A 15,402-nucleotide genomic window follows, 5' to 3' on the forward strand; every position below is an offset into this window, starting at 1 on the left:
GCCAGACCCATGCTGCAACTTATCCAATTCCTTGCCCGTGGCACGGGGCTCGCACAGGCGTTGGGCGCCTTGGCCGTGGCCTGTGCCGTGCCGGCAGCCCGGGCGCAGAGCATCACTACGGCACCGCTGGCAGCCGTGGCGCCGGCGGCGATTCCTGTGGACCACCCTGGCGCTCTTGCGCTGCTGGCGTTGGCTTTGGGGGCCTGCCTTGTGCGGGGTGTGCAAAAAGGGCGGATCTCCCTGGTCGGCCTGCGTGCCTGGGCCATGGGCGGTGCTGTTGTCGTGACCGCAGCCACGGCGGTCTGGGGCGAGCGGGTGCAGGCCCAGATTCAGGAATTGCAGGAAGCCTTCAACCAGGCCGCAGGCGAGACGCTCACCGTTCCCGTGCAGACGACAGCGCTGGGTGCCGACGGCGCACCGCAGGGATTCCTGCCCGTGGTCTATCGCAACCAGACGTCGGTGCGGCTGAAAATCACCGGCATCACGGACCCTGTGTGGAACATCTGCTTTCCGCTGGGCGTGCCCGGCGCGATTCCCACGACGGCCGCGCGTCCCGGCAGCGCCTGCGCGGTCGGCGCCACGCTGGAGGCGGGCGGCTCCTGCTGGGTGGACGTGGCGCAACTGTGCGCCGAGGCGGCGGACACCGTGCGCGGCAGCCATCCCAGCGTGCTTGCGCCCGACAGCGTGCAGGTGGACACGGCCGGGCAGCGCACGGGCAATGTGCTGTCCAACGATTCCGATGCCGATGGGGCGCTCGTGGTCGCCAGCTTCACCTATGAAGGCCAGACCGTGGCGGCCGGCAGCTCCCGGAACGTGGCGGGGCGCGGGACCTTCGCGCTGCAGGCAGACGGCAGCTTCACTTTCCAGGCGGATGCGAACTACAGCGGCGGCCATCCGCTGGCCATCGGCTACACCGTGCAGACCGGCGCGTCCAGCACGCTGAGTGTTTTCGTGAACCGGGTGCCCGTGGCCGGCAACGATACGGCCACCACCGATGCCGATACATCCGTCACCATCGCCGTGCGCGGGAACGACAGCGATGCGGATGGGGACAGCCTGACCGTTTCCGGCATCACCCAGGGCACCCACGGTTCCGTGGTCGTGGATGCCGTCACGGGCAATCCGGTCTACACGCCGAACGCCAACTTCACCGGCAGCGACAGCTTCACCTACACCATTGGCGACGGCAGGGGCGGTTCTGCCACGGCCAGCGTGTCGGTGACGGTTGCTGCTGCGCCCTCCGGCAATCAACCGCCAGTGTCTGTCTCCGATGCGATAGTGGTGGCCGAGGGCGCTGTGGCCACGGTCCTTGCCAGCGGTGCAACCAGCGTGCTGGCCAACGACACGGATCCTGACGGCAATCCGCTCGTCGCGGTGCTGGTGACGGGTCCTGCACATGGAACCTTGACCCTGAATGCGAATGGCACCTTCAGCTACACCCACAACGGCAGCGAGACGACTACCGATAGCTTCACCTACCGTGCCAGCGACGGGCAGGCCATGGGAAACATCGCCACCGTTTCCATCACGGTCACTCCCGTGAACGATGCACCGGTTGCCGTGGCAGATCAATTGATGGTTGCCACGGACATCCCGCTGAGCATCAGCTTTGCCACGCTGCTGGCCAATGACACGGATGCCGACGGCGACAGCCTGACCATCACCTTGGCTCATTCGCCGGTCAATGGCAGCCTTGCATTGCAGGCGGGCGGGGTGCTGTTCACGCCCGCTGCAGGCTACGAAGGACCGGCCAGCTTTCTCTACGACGTCAGCGATGGGCGCGGCGGCACCAGTATCGGCACGGTCAATCTGTCGGTTGGAACGGCCAGCGCTCCTTCGGTCGTTGTCCTGAAGTCCCTGCTGGCCATCGCACACGGCACAGGCGGGACCAGCGTCAGGTTTCCGATAACCACGAAGCTGGTGGATACGGATGGCTCGGAAACCCTGTCGATCAGGATCAGTGGACTGCCCACCAATCTGTCCTTCAATGCGGGTATGAACCTGGGTGGTGGTGTCTGGCAATTCACCGAGGCCGACCTGCCCAATCTCATCCTGAATCTGCCTGGCAGCTACACCACGAACGCCACGCATCTCACGGTCCAGGTCACGGCGACGGAGGTCAGCGGCGGCTTCACGGCATCGACATCCACCGTGGTCACGCTCAAGGCCTCATATACGACCGTGGATATCACCACGACCGAGAGCGGCAACCATACGGGCAACTCGGCCAACGAATACATCACCGGTGGCAACGGCGCCAACACCATCAACGCCGGCAGCGGAAACAACATCGTTTTCGGGGGCGGTGGCGACGACAACCTGTCGGCGGGCTCGGACTCCGATGTGCTGATCGGCGGCAGCGGCAACGACACCCTCAACGCGGGATCGGGCACGGACCGGCTGATCGGAGGCTCCGGCGACGACCTGTTGATAGGCGGCGATGCGGGCGAGAACTTTGTGGATGTCTTTGTCTGGTTGCTGGGAGATCAGGGGGCGGCGGGAACGCCGGCCTTGGACCGGATCCAGAACTTCTCCACGGCGGCAGCAGGAACCAACGGCGCAGGCGGTGATGTACTGGACCTGCGCGACCTGCTGCAGGGTGAATCCGCAGGCCCCAGCAATGCCGCAGGCAACCTGGCCAACTACCTGCACTTCGAGATCACGGGAGGCGATACCTGGGTCCATGTCAGCCACACGGGCGGCTTCGGTGCAGACTCCCATGCGGTGGGTGCAGGCTACTCGGCATCGGCCGAGACACAGCAGATCATCCTGGAAGGCGTGAATCTGCAGACGCTGTATTCCGGTGCCGCCACGGATCAGCAGATCATCACGCAGCTGCTGAACAACAATAAATTGATCGTGGATTGAGGCTGCTGTTCGGGCCTCGCCGTGCGAGAAATGCTCCCGCAGCTCAACGCCGCTCTTGCGCAGGCGCAGACTGCTCCTGGCCCGCCTTGGTCGCGCGGGGCGGCGCCACCGGCATGGGAAACCCGACAAGCGCAAGCGCCACTGCGAAAGGCAGCAGGCAGTAGAAGAGCACGCGCTTGAGCTTCATTCGCCGGAATTGAGGGTGCTTGCGCAGCCTTCAAGTGGACTGTTCCCCGTCTACATGAAATTCCTCGTATGCAACGAAGCCAGCCGCTCTGCGTGTTCCCGCTCGAACCCCAGCCGCAGCAGCTTGGAAAACCGGCCGTCGGCCATGTCGCGCATGAGCTGCTGCACGCGGGCGGCGCCGCGGGCCAGGGCTTCGGGGGTGAGGGCGCCGGCGGCGATGAGGATCAGGGCGTCGAAGACTTCCTCGTTCAGGCCCGAGGTGCCGGCCAGGTTGTCGAAGCGCTGCTCCACGGCCTGGGCCAACTGGTGCTGGAAGCCGGGCTCGTGCTGCAGGCGGTACAGCAGGTGGGACATGCCCAGGGCCACATGACGCGCCTCGTCGCGCGCGGCCAGGCGGCAGATCTGGCGTGTGAGGGGGTCGGGCGCCTCGGTCTGCAGGAACTGCAGCAGGTGCACGAAGGTGCCTTCGCCCAGCACCGACAGCAAGAAGCCCGCCACGGAAAAATCCGTCTCGTCCAGCAGGCTCTTGAGCGAGGCCTGTCCACCCGCCGTGGACAGCGCGGGCTCGCGGCCGTGGCGGCGGATGCGGCGCGTGAAGACATCGATGTGCCGCGCCTCGTCGGCCACCTGGATGGCCAGCGCCGCCTGCAGCTCGCGGTAGTGCGGGTGCAGCTGGCCCAGAAAGCGCGCAGGCACCAGCAGGGCCGCGTTCTCGTTCTCCACCATGTAGGTCATGAGCTGGACGATGGCGTCCTCCACGGGCGCGGGCAGCTCGGGTGCATCGCACCAGTCGATATCGGTGTCGGCATTCCACTGCGCGGCCACGGCCTGGGCGTAGAGGTCGGCGGCGCTGTCGGTCCAGACCTGCAGCTTGTCGCTGAGCCGGAAATGGAAGGCCGGCGCCCCGGCTTCCACCTGCGCGCCACGCGCGGCCAGGCCCCAGAAAGGCTGGGCCTGCGCGGCCACGGCATCGCCGCCCGCGCGCGCATCGCTGCGGCCCGTCTGCGCCGCGCCGCGCCAGCGCCCGGACTGCGCGCCGCCGCGCGCCACGATGGCCATGGCCTGTGCAGCACCCGCGCCGTCCTCCCAGCGCAGGCCGTGGCCCTGGTCGCTGCACCAGCCCGACAGCTGGGCCTGCCAGCCCGGCGCGCTGCCGGTCACGCGCAGCTGCCCGCCCACGGGCAGGGCGGCCAGCGCGTGCTTGACCAGAAGATGGGCACCGGCATCGAAGCCCAGACCCTGCAGGTCGATGACAGGCAGGGTGGAGGCGTGCAGGGCGCCGCTGTCGGAATCAGGCATGGCCATGGCGCGTGTCAGTAACGGTAGTCCCGCACGGTGATGTGGCCGTCGGCGTCGTAGAAGGCCTCGTCCGTCACCGCGCGCTCCAGCAGGCCGTAGCCCGTGCCGCGGCCCGGGTGCCAGACCTTCAGGCCTTCCAGTTCCAGCAGCGGGCGCACGGCCGCGTCGTCCCAGGACATGGCCAGCAGGATGTCGCGGAAGGCGGCGGCGCGCCCGGCATCGATATGGGGGCCCGCCGTCATGTTGCAGTGGTCGAAGGCGCCCGAGGTGGCCAGCACGCGCGTGCCGCCGGCCGGCAGCGTGCCTTCGCGCGCAAAGGCCTGGTAGTTCTTGCCCACCATCCAGGAAGCCTGTATCTCGCCGGCCACCATGGCGGCGGCGGCCAGGCGCTCGCCGCCGATGTGGTCGCCGTGCTTGCCGCCCAGCACGTCAAAGCGGCGTGCCGTGTAGTCGCGCCCGGCCACCAGCCCTTCCTGGCGCAGATGGTCCAGCGGGATCAGCGTGGCCTGGGGCGAGTCCACCGCACCGAAGCCCACGGTCTTGCCGCGCAGGTCCTGCACGCTCTGGATGGGGCTGTCGGCGGGCACGACCAGCAGCGAATGCAGGTCCAGGTCGGTGTCGCGCATGGCGATGGATTCCACGCGCAGGCCGCGCGCGCGGGCCATGCGGTCGGCGCGGACAAAGGCCAGCGGCGAGTTCCAGGCCAGGTGCACATCGCCTGCGATCAGCGCCTCGGTCAGCGACTCGTAGTTGGAATAGAGCACGTAGTCGAAGTAGTAGCCGCGCTCGATGAAATACGCCTTGAAGCCTTCCCAGATGGTGATCACCTTGGGGGCGTAGGCCACGGCGCCGAGCTTGATCACGGGGGCGGTTGTCGTCATTCGGAAGTCCTTTGCTGGATGGGGAAGGGGATTGAGGCTATCGACAGGATCTGCGGCGCAGGTTCAGGCAGCGGCTTCGCACATGGCTTTACCCAGCATGTCGTAGATCACGTCGGTGGTGGGCGCCATGACCGAGGCGGCACGCGCATCGCGGAACAGGCGCTCTATGCCCAGCTCCTTGCGGAAGGCGGCGCCGCCGCACACGCGCATGGCAATGTCGGTCACCTCCAGCGCGGCTTCGGCGGCGGCGGCCTTGGTCTGCAGCAGGCGCGTGCGCGTGTCGGGGCGGGCGGCCTGCACGGCGGCCACGGTGTCGTCGCGCAGCAGGCGCGCCTGCTCCAGGCGCAGCTGGGCGCGGGCCAGGTAGGCGCGGATGGTGGGCAGGTCGGCCAGCGAGCTGCCGCTTTCCGCAAAGCGCGTGCCCGCCACATGGGCCACGGCGCGGCGCAGTGCGCCCTGCATCAGGCCGATGGAGGTGGTGGCGATCAGCGTGGGGAAAAACGGCATCAGGTGGCGGCCCTTCACGGCCTCGCCCTCGCCATCGGCGCCCAGCATGCGGGCGCGCGGCACGCCCACATCGCGCGCCTCGATGGGCGACGACGCATTGCCGCGCAGCCCCATGCCGTTGAAGCGCCCGGGAATGGACAGGCCCGGCAGGCGGCTGTCCACCAGCCACAGCGTATTGCCCTCGCCCTGCGTGGCGCGCGAGATCCAGACATAGGAATCGGCCTCGCCGGCCGAGGTGATCATGCTCTTTAGCGCATTCAGGTGGATGACATCTTCAGCGGCGGTGGCCGTGCCCGTGGGCGCCCAGATATGGCTGCGCGAGCCGGCCTCGGACACGGCCAGCGTGGTGATGTGGCGGCCGGCGGCAATGTCGCGGCGCACCTCGTCATCGGCAAAGGGCTCGATCAGCGCCACGCCGCAGTAGTGCATGGTCAGCACCATGGCCGTGCAGGGGCAATCCTGGGCAATGCGTTCGATGACCTGCACCGCCTCGGCCAGGCCCTTGCCCCGGCCGCCCACCTCGCTGGCGCTGATCAGGCCCAGCAGGCCGGCTGCGGCTAGCGCATCCAGCGCAGCGCGCGGGTAGCGCGCCTGCTCGTCAATCTGCGCGGCCTGGGGCGCGATGATCTCGCGCATGAGGGGGTCGAGTTGCTGCAAAACTTCCATCTGGGTTCACCGTAGGCATGCCCATGGCCGCCTGCCGAGAGGCACTTGCTGGAAGTCTGGGGAAATGCTGGAGCGCCGCGATGGCCGCTGGGCGCGCCTGCCGCATGCAGACCTGCAATGGCGGATGGGCTGGGGGAAAGAATGCGAAAGATTATGCGCCGGGTGCGCGGCGGCCGGGCGCAATTGCCGGTGGCGCTTGATTTCGGTCAATTGGTGGCTGGGTACTGCCTTCGGCGGTTTCGGCCAACAGGCGGCCGGCAGCCAGACGAGGATGCCTGCAGGAAGATCGTGGCCTATATTGCAGCGCCCATTGCCAGCGCCTCTTGCGGCCCTATCGGCTTGGCAAAAAAGTAGCCCTGGGCCAAATCCACGCCCAGGCTCGCCAGAGTGTTGAATTCCTCGGCTGTCTCCACACCCTCGGCAACCACCACGCTTCCTATCTCGTGCGCGAAGCTCGTGAGGCCCTTGGCCAGCGCACGGCGGCTGCGGTCGGTATCGACATCGTGCGTGATGCTCATGTCCAGCTTGATCATGTCTGGTTGCAGATGCAGGATGTGCCGCATGCTGGAGTAGCCGGCCCCCGCATCGTCGACTGCCAAGGTCGCGCCCCGGCGCCGCAGCGGCGCCAGTGCATCGGCCAAAGCCCTGTAGTCATCCACGGCGGCATGCTCCGTGATTTCCAGCGTCACGCGCGAGAGATCCCGGTCCGAACCCAGAAGCCTGGGCAACTGCCCCGACTGGATCAGCTGCGGCGAGCAGTTGACGGCGAGCAGCCAGTCGGTGGGCAGGCTGCCAAGTGCGCCAAGCGCTGTGTCGATCGCATGGCGCTCCAGCTCCAGCCCCAGCCCCACCTCATGCGCTGCCTTGAACCACTGGTCGGGCGGGCGACGTGGCTCCAGGTCAAAGCGTGACAGACATTCGAAACCGTGCAGCTTGCCGGTCGCGATGGTGTATACGGGCTGAAATACGGGGCGCAGCGCATTGCCTTGCATTGCAAGTCGAATTTCGTGCGTCACTTTGTCTCTTGCATGCCGGACGGCAGAAGTCGCACTGAAATGAAGTCCCAATAAATCGGAGAATGCCCGCAGCAGTGACATATCGTGCGCATTCAGCGCAGGATTGGGCTGGTGGCTGAAGCAGCACAAGGTGCCGAACAATTGGTTGTCATCCAGGCGGATGGGAACGCTCAGGTGCGAGCCGATAGGAATCGTGTGCGTTTCCGGTATCTCCTGGGCAGCGGCCAACAGGGAGGTGTCGGGAATCAACTCCGGCAACTCGCCATTGACCACTTTCTGGCAATAGCCCTCGCTCAATGGAATCTTCTGATGCTGAAAAATCACTCCGGCAGTGCTCTCGTCCACATGCTCCAGCACCCGATCCTCTTCCCGGAATCGGGCCACAAAGGCGACATCCATGCCGAGATGCCGACGAACGACAGACAGAACACGGTCGACTCCATCCAGTTCAATGGCAAAAGCGAAAATTCTGCTCAAAGGTGCGAATGTGGATTTACGAAGGGTCATTTCGTTGATCTGCTCTATCAGATGTGTACGCACATTGAATTCACACGCTGCCTGCGGGCTGGCTATCCTCGGTTCCGAGTGCGATGGCCAAGCGGTGCGATATGAATTGATAAAAGGAATGAATTATCATTAACCCGCTCCATTGACCGATACGCGGTAAATCGTGGTTGCCGCGCGATAGAAAATCCCAATCGAACCACCAGTTGCAACCTCATTGGCAACCCCGTTTGCAACCAAAAGCAGTAGTGAGAAGAACAGACTTAAGTATGCGCGGTTGAAGTGCGCAGGTCGAGTCCGTCTGTTCGGATTGACAATAGTTATGAAAATCCAACACGGGCAGCTGAAAGGGCCCGGCACTCCCTGGAAAGCCTGTCAAGCCCTATGTCCTGGCTGTGGCTATGGCTGTGGCTGTCTCAGGTGCTCCATCGGTCATTGCTTGCCCGTGTGACGAATGCGGGCCAGGTACTGGCTGGGCGTCAACCCCAGAGTCTTGCGGAAAGCGGCGCCCATGTGCGACTGATGGCTGAAGCCGCAATCGTGGGCGATACCCGCCAGGGAATGGGTGTCTGCCCGCATCATGGAGCGGGCCGCCTGTACGCGGGTTTCCACAAGAAAGGCATGCGGCGTCATGCCCAGCAGCTGGGAAAACTCGCGCAGAAACTGCAGCGGCGTGCGCTGGATCATGCGGGCCAGCTGGGCAATGCTCAACGGCTGCGCAAACTCGGCCGCCATGCGCCCCAGGACAGGGCGGTACACCGGGCGCAAGGCCTCGACGTGGGCGGTGGGCGCGTGGCATTGACGGGCCATGAAGCACAGCGCGGCCTGCTCGATGGCCAGCGTGTCCGGTTCGGTGCTCAGCAGCAGCTGGCGCAGTTGGTGCGCCATCTGCAAGGCGCTGCGCTGCCCGGGCGTCACAACGCGCCGTGCCTGGGTTGCAGACGCGCCGTCGCTGAGCCATTGTTCCCAATGCGCCTGGGTGCAGCGAACCACCAGGTACTCGCCGCCCGTGGCCGATTCGGAAAACACGTCGACGCCCGGCGGCGTGCATGCCACCGTCCCGGGCCAGGTATCGAAGTCGACGCGGCGATCGCTGGCAATGGCATGCACGCCTTGCTGGCGCTCCAGCGCGATGCCCAGCGAATGCAGGCGGGTCGGGTCATGGCTGCTGTAGGGCGTGCGGCCCAGCAGCTGCACCTCGAATCCCGGTGGTTCGTGATCTGTCATTGCTGTAGTGCCTTGTGTGGCCCTTGCCTTGCGTTCCTGAACTGAAATTTCCTGATAGACGCGAAATCGGCCGCTGCCCACACTGCGGGCATGAACTCAAACCACACGGAAATTCACCGCGTCATCGGTCTCATCGGTGGCATGAGCTGGGAGTCCAGCGCCGAGTACTACCGGCTCATCAATCAGGGCGTGCGTGACAGGCTGGGCCCGCTGCGCTCCGCAAAACTGCTGATGTACAGCGTGGATTTTGGCCCCATCGAGCAGGCCCAGCATGAAGGCCGATGGGACGACGCCGCCGCCTTGCTGGAGGATGCCGCGCGGCGGCTGCAGCAGGGCGGGGCGGACGGCGTGCTGCTGTGCACCAACACCATGCACAAGCTGGCAGACCGCATTGCGGCAGCGGTGCGCATCCCTTTTCTTCACATTGCCGACCCGGTAGCCGACGCAGCCCGCACACGCGGCTACCGGAAGCTGGGGCTGCTGGGCACACGCTTCACCATGGAGCAGCCCTTCATGCGCGAGCGGCTGCAGCAGCAGGGGTTGGAGGTGCTGGTGCCGCAGGAGGCAGACCGCGCCGAGGTGCACCGCATCATCTACGAGGAACTGTGCACGGGCCGGATTCTTGAAGGGTCGCGGCGCACGTATCAGCGCATCATGGCGCAGCTGGCCGGGCAGGGTGCGCAGGCCATGGTGCTGGGCTGCACGGAAATCAGCCTGCTGGTGCGGCAGGAGCATTGCCCTGTGCCCGTGCTGGATACCACCGCCCTGCATGCGCAGGCGGCGGTGGACTTCGCTCTGGAGCCTTGAGCGGCCAGCGAGCCATGCCCAGGCCTGCTTTCAAAGGCGTGCACCCCCCGGGTTGCCGGGCGCCTTGAGCCGTTGCGGCAACCCATCGGCACAACGCCTCACGCCTCACGCCTCACGCCTCGATGCGCGCTGAACCGCTAAACCACGGCGGCGCTGAACGACTCGGGCAGGCGCGCAAGCAGATGCGACAGCCGTTGAAGACCCGCCTGCAGGCGCCCACGGTCCTTGATGCTGCCCAGGGAGATGCGGATGGCATTCACGGATTCGCCTCCGGTGGCGAAGGCCTGCGCCGGCGTGACGGCGATGCCCTCGCTGTCGGCGGCACGCGCAAGCTGCGACGGGCTCCAGTAACTCGGCAGCTCCAGCCATACATGCAGGCCGTCTCCCGCGCCGCTGTACCGGCCGGCCAGCACATCCCTGGCCATCCGGTGGCGCAGGCGCGCCTCCTTGCGCACGCCTTCCATCAATTTTCCGGCCGAACCGTCGAGGATCCACTGCGTGGCCAGGGCGGCCGTCAGCGGCGTGGCCATCAGCGCAAACGATCTCAGCGCGACCAGGAAACGCTGGCGCTCGTGCGGGTCAGGCAGGAGCACAAAAGCCACCCGCAAACCGGGCGTCAGGCATTTCGAGAGGGTGGAGATGTAGTACACCTGCTCCGGGGCAAACCTGGCGATCGGCGGCGGCGGGGCATCGGCCAGCAGCCAGTAGGGATCGTCCTCGACGATGCGCACATGGCAGCGCTTTGCGATGCTGGCGATCTCCTGGCGCCGGTCCTCGGCAAGCGTGATGGCGGTCGGGTTCTGCAGCGTCGGGTTCAGGTAGACCAGCCCGGGCCTGTGCTGGCGGCATGCCTGCTCAAGCCGCTCGGGCATGATCCCCTGGCTGTCCGCTTGCACCGCAATGATGCGCCGGCCGAACTGGGCCGCTGCGGCACGCAGGCCGGGATAGCTGGTGGGCTCGGTCAGGATCACATCGCCCGGTTCCGTCAGCGCAAGCACCAGGGCGGCAATCGCCGCCTGCGCGCCCGGGCAGACCACCAGCTGCCGGGCATCCACATCTCCGAACATGGGCTGCAGCCACCTGGCGCCCGCCTTGCGGTCGGAGTCGCTTCCCCCGCCCAGGTGGTAGGTCATCAGCAACTGGGCATCCGCACCCATCAGCACTTGCGACAGGCCCTGCTTCAACATGTCGTCCAGGTCCACGCCAGCCGGCGGTGGCGGGGTGTTCATGCTCAGGTCCAGCACGGCGTTCAGCTCCACCTTGGGCGCCGCGACATAGGTGCCTCTGGCGCCGCGTCCCTCCAGCAGCTGGCGGCGCCTGGCTTCGTCGTAGGCGCGCGTGACCGTCGTCAGGTCCACATCCAGCTGGGCCGCCAGCCGGCGTTGTGGGGGCAGGCGGTCACCGGGCTTCAGCGATCCGTCTGCCAAGGCTGCCTGCAAGGCATCGGCGATCTGCAGGAATCGGGGGCCGCCCTGCACGGCCAGTTGCGGCAACCAGAGGGGTAAAGGCTCATCTTGCATGGATTTAAGCGGCGACGTATGGGCTCATGTATGGAAATTGCTTTTGGGTAGTATGCGCCACAAGGTGTGGCAGCACCGTGCTTGCATGGCCGTCGCTGACGCTCTCGCCTCCCATGTCCGGGAGGGAGGCTCCCCACCATGGACAGTGCCAAGTCATTGGCTGGAAGCTCTCAAAATGATCGATTGGGTCCCCATAGTCTTCGTCACCTTCAAGGTGCTCGTGTTCGGCACGGCCATGTTCTTCGCCATCAAGTGGCATTACGACCAGGGCAAGAAGAAGGGGGCGAGCCGGCGTGAGCTGCTCATTGCCAGCGGCAAGATCGTTGCCATCTTCACGCTGCTGCTGTTGTGCGTGCTGCTCTTCACCTTCGGCCTGGCCACCATGCTGGGCATGGACCTGAGCCTTTGATGGCAGGTGGCGCTGCCAGCGCCGGGCCTCTGCCCGCAGGCCGTGCCCAGCGCGGCAACCATCCCCCAGCTGCCTACTTCGGTGTGAGCCGATACAGACCGCCCTTGCGGTCGTCCTCGATCAGCCACAGCGCACCATCCGGCGCCTGCGCCACGTCGCGGACGCGAAAGCCTACCGTCCAGTGCTCGGCAGGCGTGGCGCTCGCGCCGTTCACCTCGATCCGGTGCAGGGCGCGGGTCAGCAGGCCGGACGCGAAGGCTGAGCCCTTCCACTGCGGAAACATCTCGCCGCTGTAGAACATTAGGCTGCCCGGCGCGAAGACAGGCGTCCAGTAGATCACGGGCTTGGTGAGGTCCGTTCGCGTATCCGGGCTGGCAATGGGCACGCCGTTGTAGTTCACCGCATAGGAAACCAGCGGCCAGCCATAGTTCTTGCCCGGCTCGATCAGGTTGAGCTCATCGCCGCCGCGCGGCCCATGCTCAAGTTCCCAAAGACGCCCATCCGGCGCGAACGCCAGGCCGTAGGGCGTGCGATGCCCCGTGGACCAGGTCTCGGACGGCGTCAGATTCGGACCGTCAAAGACAAACGTGCGCAACACCGGCGCAGTCTTGGCGGCTTCGGTGTCCTTGGGCGGATCGATCACCGGAACCGACGTTGCGCCGGTCTGCCCCTGCATCGGATTGCCGGGCGCGGGCTTGCCGTCCAAGGTCAGCCGCAGGATCTTGCCGGCCGGCTGATTCGGGTCCTGGGCAGGCGTGAAGCGCTGCCGGTCCCCGGCCGTGAGGAACAGAAACTTCTGGTCCGGCGAAAAAGCCACGGCGGCACCCACCTGCCCGCCCTTGCCCTTGACGGGGTCGCGCCAGATGACCTTGAGGTCTTCCAGCGCAGCGGTGCCGGCACCGATCCTGAGCGTGGCGCGCGCGAGCGCCAGGCTCGACGTGCCGCGGATCTCTCCGGGCTCCGAATAGGTCAGGTAGATGGCCCCGTCGCTCGCATACGAAGGGGCCAGGTAGACACCGAGCAGGCCGTTCTGGTTTTCATGCAGCACGGGTGGCACGCCGGTGACTTCGAGCTTTTGCCCGTCCTGGGCCGCGAGAAACAGCTTGCCAACCTTCTCGGTGACCAGCATGCGCCCGTCCGGCAGGAAGGCAATGCGCCAGGGCAGATCGAATTGCGCAACCTTGGTGACCTTGAACGGAGGCGATGCAGTGGCAGGCAGGGTTCCCGCATTGATCTGCGCCAACACAGGGGTTGCAGCCATGAGCAACCAGGGAATGAGTCCAGACTTCGGCAATCGCATGCTTTGCTCCGCAGTGGGGGACGGGACAGTATCCGCGCATCACCGCCGCACCGCAGAATGCACCGCCGAATTCCGGGCTATCTGCGCGGCAAGCCTGAAGTGGCGTCCAGCCGCGTCCAGCCTCGCTCAACCAGCGGATGCAGGCATGGCCGCCGGGTCCATCCACAGTGCCGCCCACATGTGTCCATCAGGATCGGCCAGATCGCGCGTGTACATGAAGCCGTGGTCCTCCATCGGATTCACGTCGGCCTGCCCGCCATGGGCCGCGGCGGCCTCGTTCATGGTATCGACGGCGGCGCGGCTCTCAAGGGCCAGGGAAAGCATCAACCCGCAGGAGCCGGCCGGCGGCAACGGGCGCTGGGTGAAGGTGCGCCACTTGGCATGCGTGACCAGCATGACCTGGATCGCCTCGCTCCAGACCATGGCGGAACCATCCTCACTGCTGAACTGCGGGTTCTGGCTGAAGCCCAGCGCCTTGTAGAAGGCGGTGGAGGCGCCGAGGTCGGTCACGGGGAGGCTGATGAAGAGGGACTTGGTCATGCTTGGCTCCGTGGGTTGGGCTGCAGTCCTGGTGGGTGCAGGACTGCTCGGTCAGAACATCCATCATGCAGCATCTGCACTCCGGATGCTGCGCCCTTAATTGGAAGATCCATTGATTTGCTGAAGCTCAAGTTGCCTGGCCGCACTGGCTTCAAGGTTTGCGCGCTCCGCATCCAAATACCGATAAATGCTCTTGAGGTCAGTGATTTTCTTTTTGATTTCCGCCATCTTCCTTTCAATCAGTCTTGCACCCCCGGCGCAATCTATTGACTTGTTTCTCTGAGCATTCAGAATTTCGCCTATTTCCCCAAGAGAAAAACCCATGCTTTGTGCCCGCTGGATAAAGTCCAGGTCTTGCAGGGTTTGCGGTGTGTAAACGCGATAATTGTTGGTTCGCCGCAAGGGTGAAATAAGACCGATTTTCTCGTAATAGCGCAAGGTATGGCGCGTGGCGCCGCTGCGGACCTCAAGTTCTCCGATATTCATGGAAAAAATCGCTTGACTGTAGAGTTGAGTCGACAGTCTACACTTGGTTTTTTCATCGTGCCAAGGAGCAGAAAAATGAGCGTGGAGTGCTTTGTTACGGGAGGGTCGGGCTTCATCGGCCAGCATTTGCTGTCGTACCTGAGCGCGAAAGGTCACACCATTCGGGTGCTGATGCGTCGCCCGGAGCGCCTCGCTGAACTGCGCCAGCAGGTCGATGGTTTGGGTGGCGTTGCAGCCCGCGTCTTTGCCGTAGCCGGCGATCTGGAGCAAGAAAACCTCGGTCTGAGCCTTGCGGACAGAGAGGTCCTGCGGCAGGCCAAGGTCGTATTCCATCTGGGCGCCCACTTCGCCTGGGGCCTTTCGATGGAGCATGCACGTGCAGTGAATGTGGAAGGGGCAAGGCGTGTGGCGAAGTTGGCGGCCGAGCAAGAGAGCCGGTTGGTGATGATTGGCGGCTACATGCTGAAAAACCATGAACATCTGCAACGCATCGGGATTGATCCCGGCCATCCGGAGCTGACGGATTGGCCTGCCATCTATCGCCAAGTCGGTGCTTACGAGGCGAGCAAACTGGAGGCGCATTTCGCGACCCTCGGCTTCATGAATGCCAAGGGTGGAGAGATGGCTGTTGTACACCCCGCCACGGTTTGCGGACATAGCCGCACGGGGCATATGGCGGATGGCCAGCCGCTGGTGGATCTGATACGCAATCTGGTGCAGGGAAAGCTGGCTGCAGTACCCGGTACTGCCGCGCACTGGTTGCCACTGGTCACTGTGGATTATCTGGTCGAGTTGGTGTCGGCATGCGCCTTTGATCCTTCCATGGTGGGCCAGGAACTGCTGGCCCTCGATGCCCAGAGCCCTGGCTTGCAGGAGCTCCTGAAGCAGGTGGCACAACCTATTGGGCTGAAGGCGCCCGGGCATCATATTCCGCTGCGATTGCTGAAATGGCTTCTGGGTATTCGTCCCATTGCGAGGTTTTTGAATACCAGCGCCGAGGCCCTGGATTTTATCCAGACAACCCGTTTTGACACGACGGAAGTGGAGCAATTTGCCCAAAGGCACGGAATCAAAAAGCCGGATATGCGCCAGTCGTTGAGGAATACTGCAATATATGTCAACTCATATTGCATTCCAAAAGGCAAGGCCCGCCGACTTGCCCCTCCACTGCGCAGAACATCATAAT

14 protein-coding genes are annotated in these 15,402 nt (G+C 65.0%); 4 read left to right on the top strand and 10 right to left on the bottom strand.

The window, feature by feature from the left end; all coding sequences use genetic code 11:
• The first annotated feature begins 9 nt into the window (after positions 1-9).
• Complete coding sequence (locus IAE24_RS04565; protein WP_199959641.1) at positions 10-2,868, top strand: midcut-by-XrtH protein; 2,859 nt, start codon at positions 10-12, stop codon at positions 2,866-2,868.
• Positions 2,869-2,911: 43 nt separating this feature from the next.
• Here IAE24_RS04565 and IAE24_RS04570 read toward each other — a convergent pair whose 3' ends face one another.
• From IAE24_RS04570 to IAE24_RS04595, 6 genes are all read right to left on the bottom strand, one after another.
• Positions 2,912-3,055, bottom strand: a complete 144-nt coding sequence (locus IAE24_RS04570; RefSeq protein WP_183021820.1) for a hypothetical protein — start codon at positions 3,053-3,055, stop codon at positions 2,912-2,914.
• Positions 3,056-3,105: 50 nt separating this feature from the next.
• On the bottom strand, positions 3,106-4,359 hold the full coding sequence (locus IAE24_RS04575) for a ferritin-like domain-containing protein (protein ID WP_199959639.1): 1,254 nt from the start codon (positions 4,357-4,359) through the stop codon (positions 3,106-3,108).
• 8 nt (positions 4,360-4,367) lie between these two features.
• A complete protein-coding gene (locus IAE24_RS04580; protein WP_199959637.1) occupies positions 4,368-5,234 on the bottom strand; it encodes a phosphate/phosphite/phosphonate ABC transporter substrate-binding protein in 867 nt (288 codons plus the stop codon).
• A gap of 63 nt (positions 5,235-5,297) precedes the next feature.
• Entirely contained in the window at positions 5,298-6,407 is a 1,110-nt protein-coding gene (locus tag IAE24_RS04585; protein ID WP_199959635.1) for an acyl-CoA dehydrogenase family protein, read from the bottom strand.
• A 293-nt stretch (positions 6,408-6,700) separates the two neighbouring features.
• Entirely contained in the window at positions 6,701-7,930 is a 1,230-nt protein-coding gene (locus IAE24_RS04590) for a sensor domain-containing phosphodiesterase (RefSeq protein WP_013801771.1), read from the bottom strand.
• Between the two features lie 429 nt (positions 7,931-8,359).
• Complete coding sequence (locus tag IAE24_RS04595) at positions 8,360-9,154, bottom strand: AraC family transcriptional regulator (RefSeq protein WP_199959634.1); 795 nt, start codon at positions 9,152-9,154, stop codon at positions 8,360-8,362.
• A gap of 90 nt (positions 9,155-9,244) precedes the next feature.
• Between IAE24_RS04595 and IAE24_RS04600 the strand changes: the two genes are divergently transcribed.
• Complete coding sequence (locus tag IAE24_RS04600; protein ID WP_199959626.1) at positions 9,245-9,961, top strand: aspartate/glutamate racemase family protein; 717 nt, start codon at positions 9,245-9,247, stop codon at positions 9,959-9,961.
• A gap of 137 nt (positions 9,962-10,098) precedes the next feature.
• Here the strand turns inward: IAE24_RS04600 and IAE24_RS04605 are convergent, their stop codons facing one another.
• Positions 10,099-11,481 (bottom strand): aminotransferase-like domain-containing protein, encoded by a 1,383-nt coding sequence (locus IAE24_RS04605; RefSeq protein ID WP_013801774.1) that lies wholly within the window; start codon positions 11,479-11,481, stop codon positions 10,099-10,101.
• 175 nt (positions 11,482-11,656) lie between these two features.
• Here IAE24_RS04605 and IAE24_RS04610 point away from each other — a divergent pair, with 175 nt between their 5' ends.
• Positions 11,657-11,890 (top strand): hypothetical protein, encoded by a 234-nt coding sequence (locus IAE24_RS04610; RefSeq protein ID WP_071956288.1) that lies wholly within the window; start codon positions 11,657-11,659, stop codon positions 11,888-11,890.
• A gap of 73 nt (positions 11,891-11,963) precedes the next feature.
• Here the strand turns inward: IAE24_RS04610 and IAE24_RS04615 are convergent, their stop codons facing one another.
• From IAE24_RS04615 to IAE24_RS04625, 3 genes are all read right to left on the bottom strand, one after another.
• On the bottom strand, positions 11,964-13,190 hold the full coding sequence (locus IAE24_RS04615) for a PQQ-dependent sugar dehydrogenase (protein WP_071956287.1): 1,227 nt from the start codon (positions 13,188-13,190) through the stop codon (positions 11,964-11,966).
• 126 nt (positions 13,191-13,316) lie between these two features.
• Complete coding sequence (locus IAE24_RS04620; RefSeq protein ID WP_199959624.1) at positions 13,317-13,730, bottom strand: VOC family protein; 414 nt, start codon at positions 13,728-13,730, stop codon at positions 13,317-13,319.
• A gap of 96 nt (positions 13,731-13,826) precedes the next feature.
• The gene (locus IAE24_RS04625; RefSeq protein ID WP_199959622.1) at positions 13,827-14,216 is read right to left on the bottom strand and encodes a MerR family transcriptional regulator; all 390 of its coding nucleotides are present in this window, start codon (positions 14,214-14,216) and stop codon (positions 13,827-13,829) included.
• Positions 14,217-14,291: 75 nt separating this feature from the next.
• On the opposite strand from IAE24_RS04625, the gene IAE24_RS04630 reads away from it, so the two are divergent.
• Positions 14,292-15,401 carry an SDR family oxidoreductase gene (locus tag IAE24_RS04630; RefSeq protein ID WP_199959620.1) on the top strand — a complete coding sequence of 370 codons (1,110 nt, stop codon included), beginning with the start codon at positions 14,292-14,294 and terminating at the stop codon, positions 15,399-15,401.
• Position 15,402: the final 1 nt, after the last annotated feature.

Source organism: Delftia sp. S65 (assembly GCF_016516495.1).
GTDB classification, from domain to species: Bacteria; Pseudomonadota; Gammaproteobacteria; order Burkholderiales; family Burkholderiaceae_C; genus Comamonas; species Comamonas acidovorans.

What these genes read in the sequence shown, in the direction of transcription:
- IAE24_RS04590 (WP_013801771.1), bottom strand. Translation starts at nt 7,930, where the DNA reads ATGACCCTTCGTAAATCCACATTCGCACCTTTGAGCAGAATTTTCGCT.
- IAE24_RS04570 (WP_183021820.1), bottom strand. Translation starts at nt 3,055, where the DNA reads ATGAAGCTCAAGCGCGTGCTCTTCTACTGCCTGCTGCCTTTCGCAGTG.
- IAE24_RS04595 (WP_199959634.1), bottom strand. Translation starts at nt 9,154, where the DNA reads ATGACAGATCACGAACCACCGGGATTCGAGGTGCAGCTGCTGGGCCGC.
- IAE24_RS04610 (WP_071956288.1), top strand. Translation starts at nt 11,657, where the DNA reads ATGATCGATTGGGTCCCCATAGTCTTCGTCACCTTCAAGGTGCTCGTG.
- IAE24_RS04615 (WP_071956287.1), bottom strand. Translation starts at nt 13,190, where the DNA reads ATGCGATTGCCGAAGTCTGGACTCATTCCCTGGTTGCTCATGGCTGCA.
- IAE24_RS04625 (WP_199959622.1), bottom strand. Translation starts at nt 14,216, where the DNA reads ATGAATATCGGAGAACTTGAGGTCCGCAGCGGCGCCACGCGCCATACC.
- IAE24_RS04580 (WP_199959637.1), bottom strand. Translation starts at nt 5,234, where the DNA reads ATGACGACAACCGCCCCCGTGATCAAGCTCGGCGCCGTGGCCTACGCC.
- IAE24_RS04585 (WP_199959635.1), bottom strand. Translation starts at nt 6,407, where the DNA reads ATGGAAGTTTTGCAGCAACTCGACCCCCTCATGCGCGAGATCATCGCG.
- IAE24_RS04620 (WP_199959624.1), bottom strand. Translation starts at nt 13,730, where the DNA reads ATGACCAAGTCCCTCTTCATCAGCCTCCCCGTGACCGACCTCGGCGCC.
- IAE24_RS04605 (WP_013801774.1), bottom strand. Translation starts at nt 11,481, where the DNA reads ATGCAAGATGAGCCTTTACCCCTCTGGTTGCCGCAACTGGCCGTGCAG.
- IAE24_RS04630 (WP_199959620.1), top strand. Translation starts at nt 14,292, where the DNA reads ATGAGCGTGGAGTGCTTTGTTACGGGAGGGTCGGGCTTCATCGGCCAG.
- IAE24_RS04600 (WP_199959626.1), top strand. Translation starts at nt 9,245, where the DNA reads ATGAACTCAAACCACACGGAAATTCACCGCGTCATCGGTCTCATCGGT.
- IAE24_RS04565 (WP_199959641.1), top strand. Translation starts at nt 10, where the DNA reads ATGCTGCAACTTATCCAATTCCTTGCCCGTGGCACGGGGCTCGCACAG.
- IAE24_RS04575 (WP_199959639.1), bottom strand. Translation starts at nt 4,359, where the DNA reads ATGGCCATGCCTGATTCCGACAGCGGCGCCCTGCACGCCTCCACCCTG.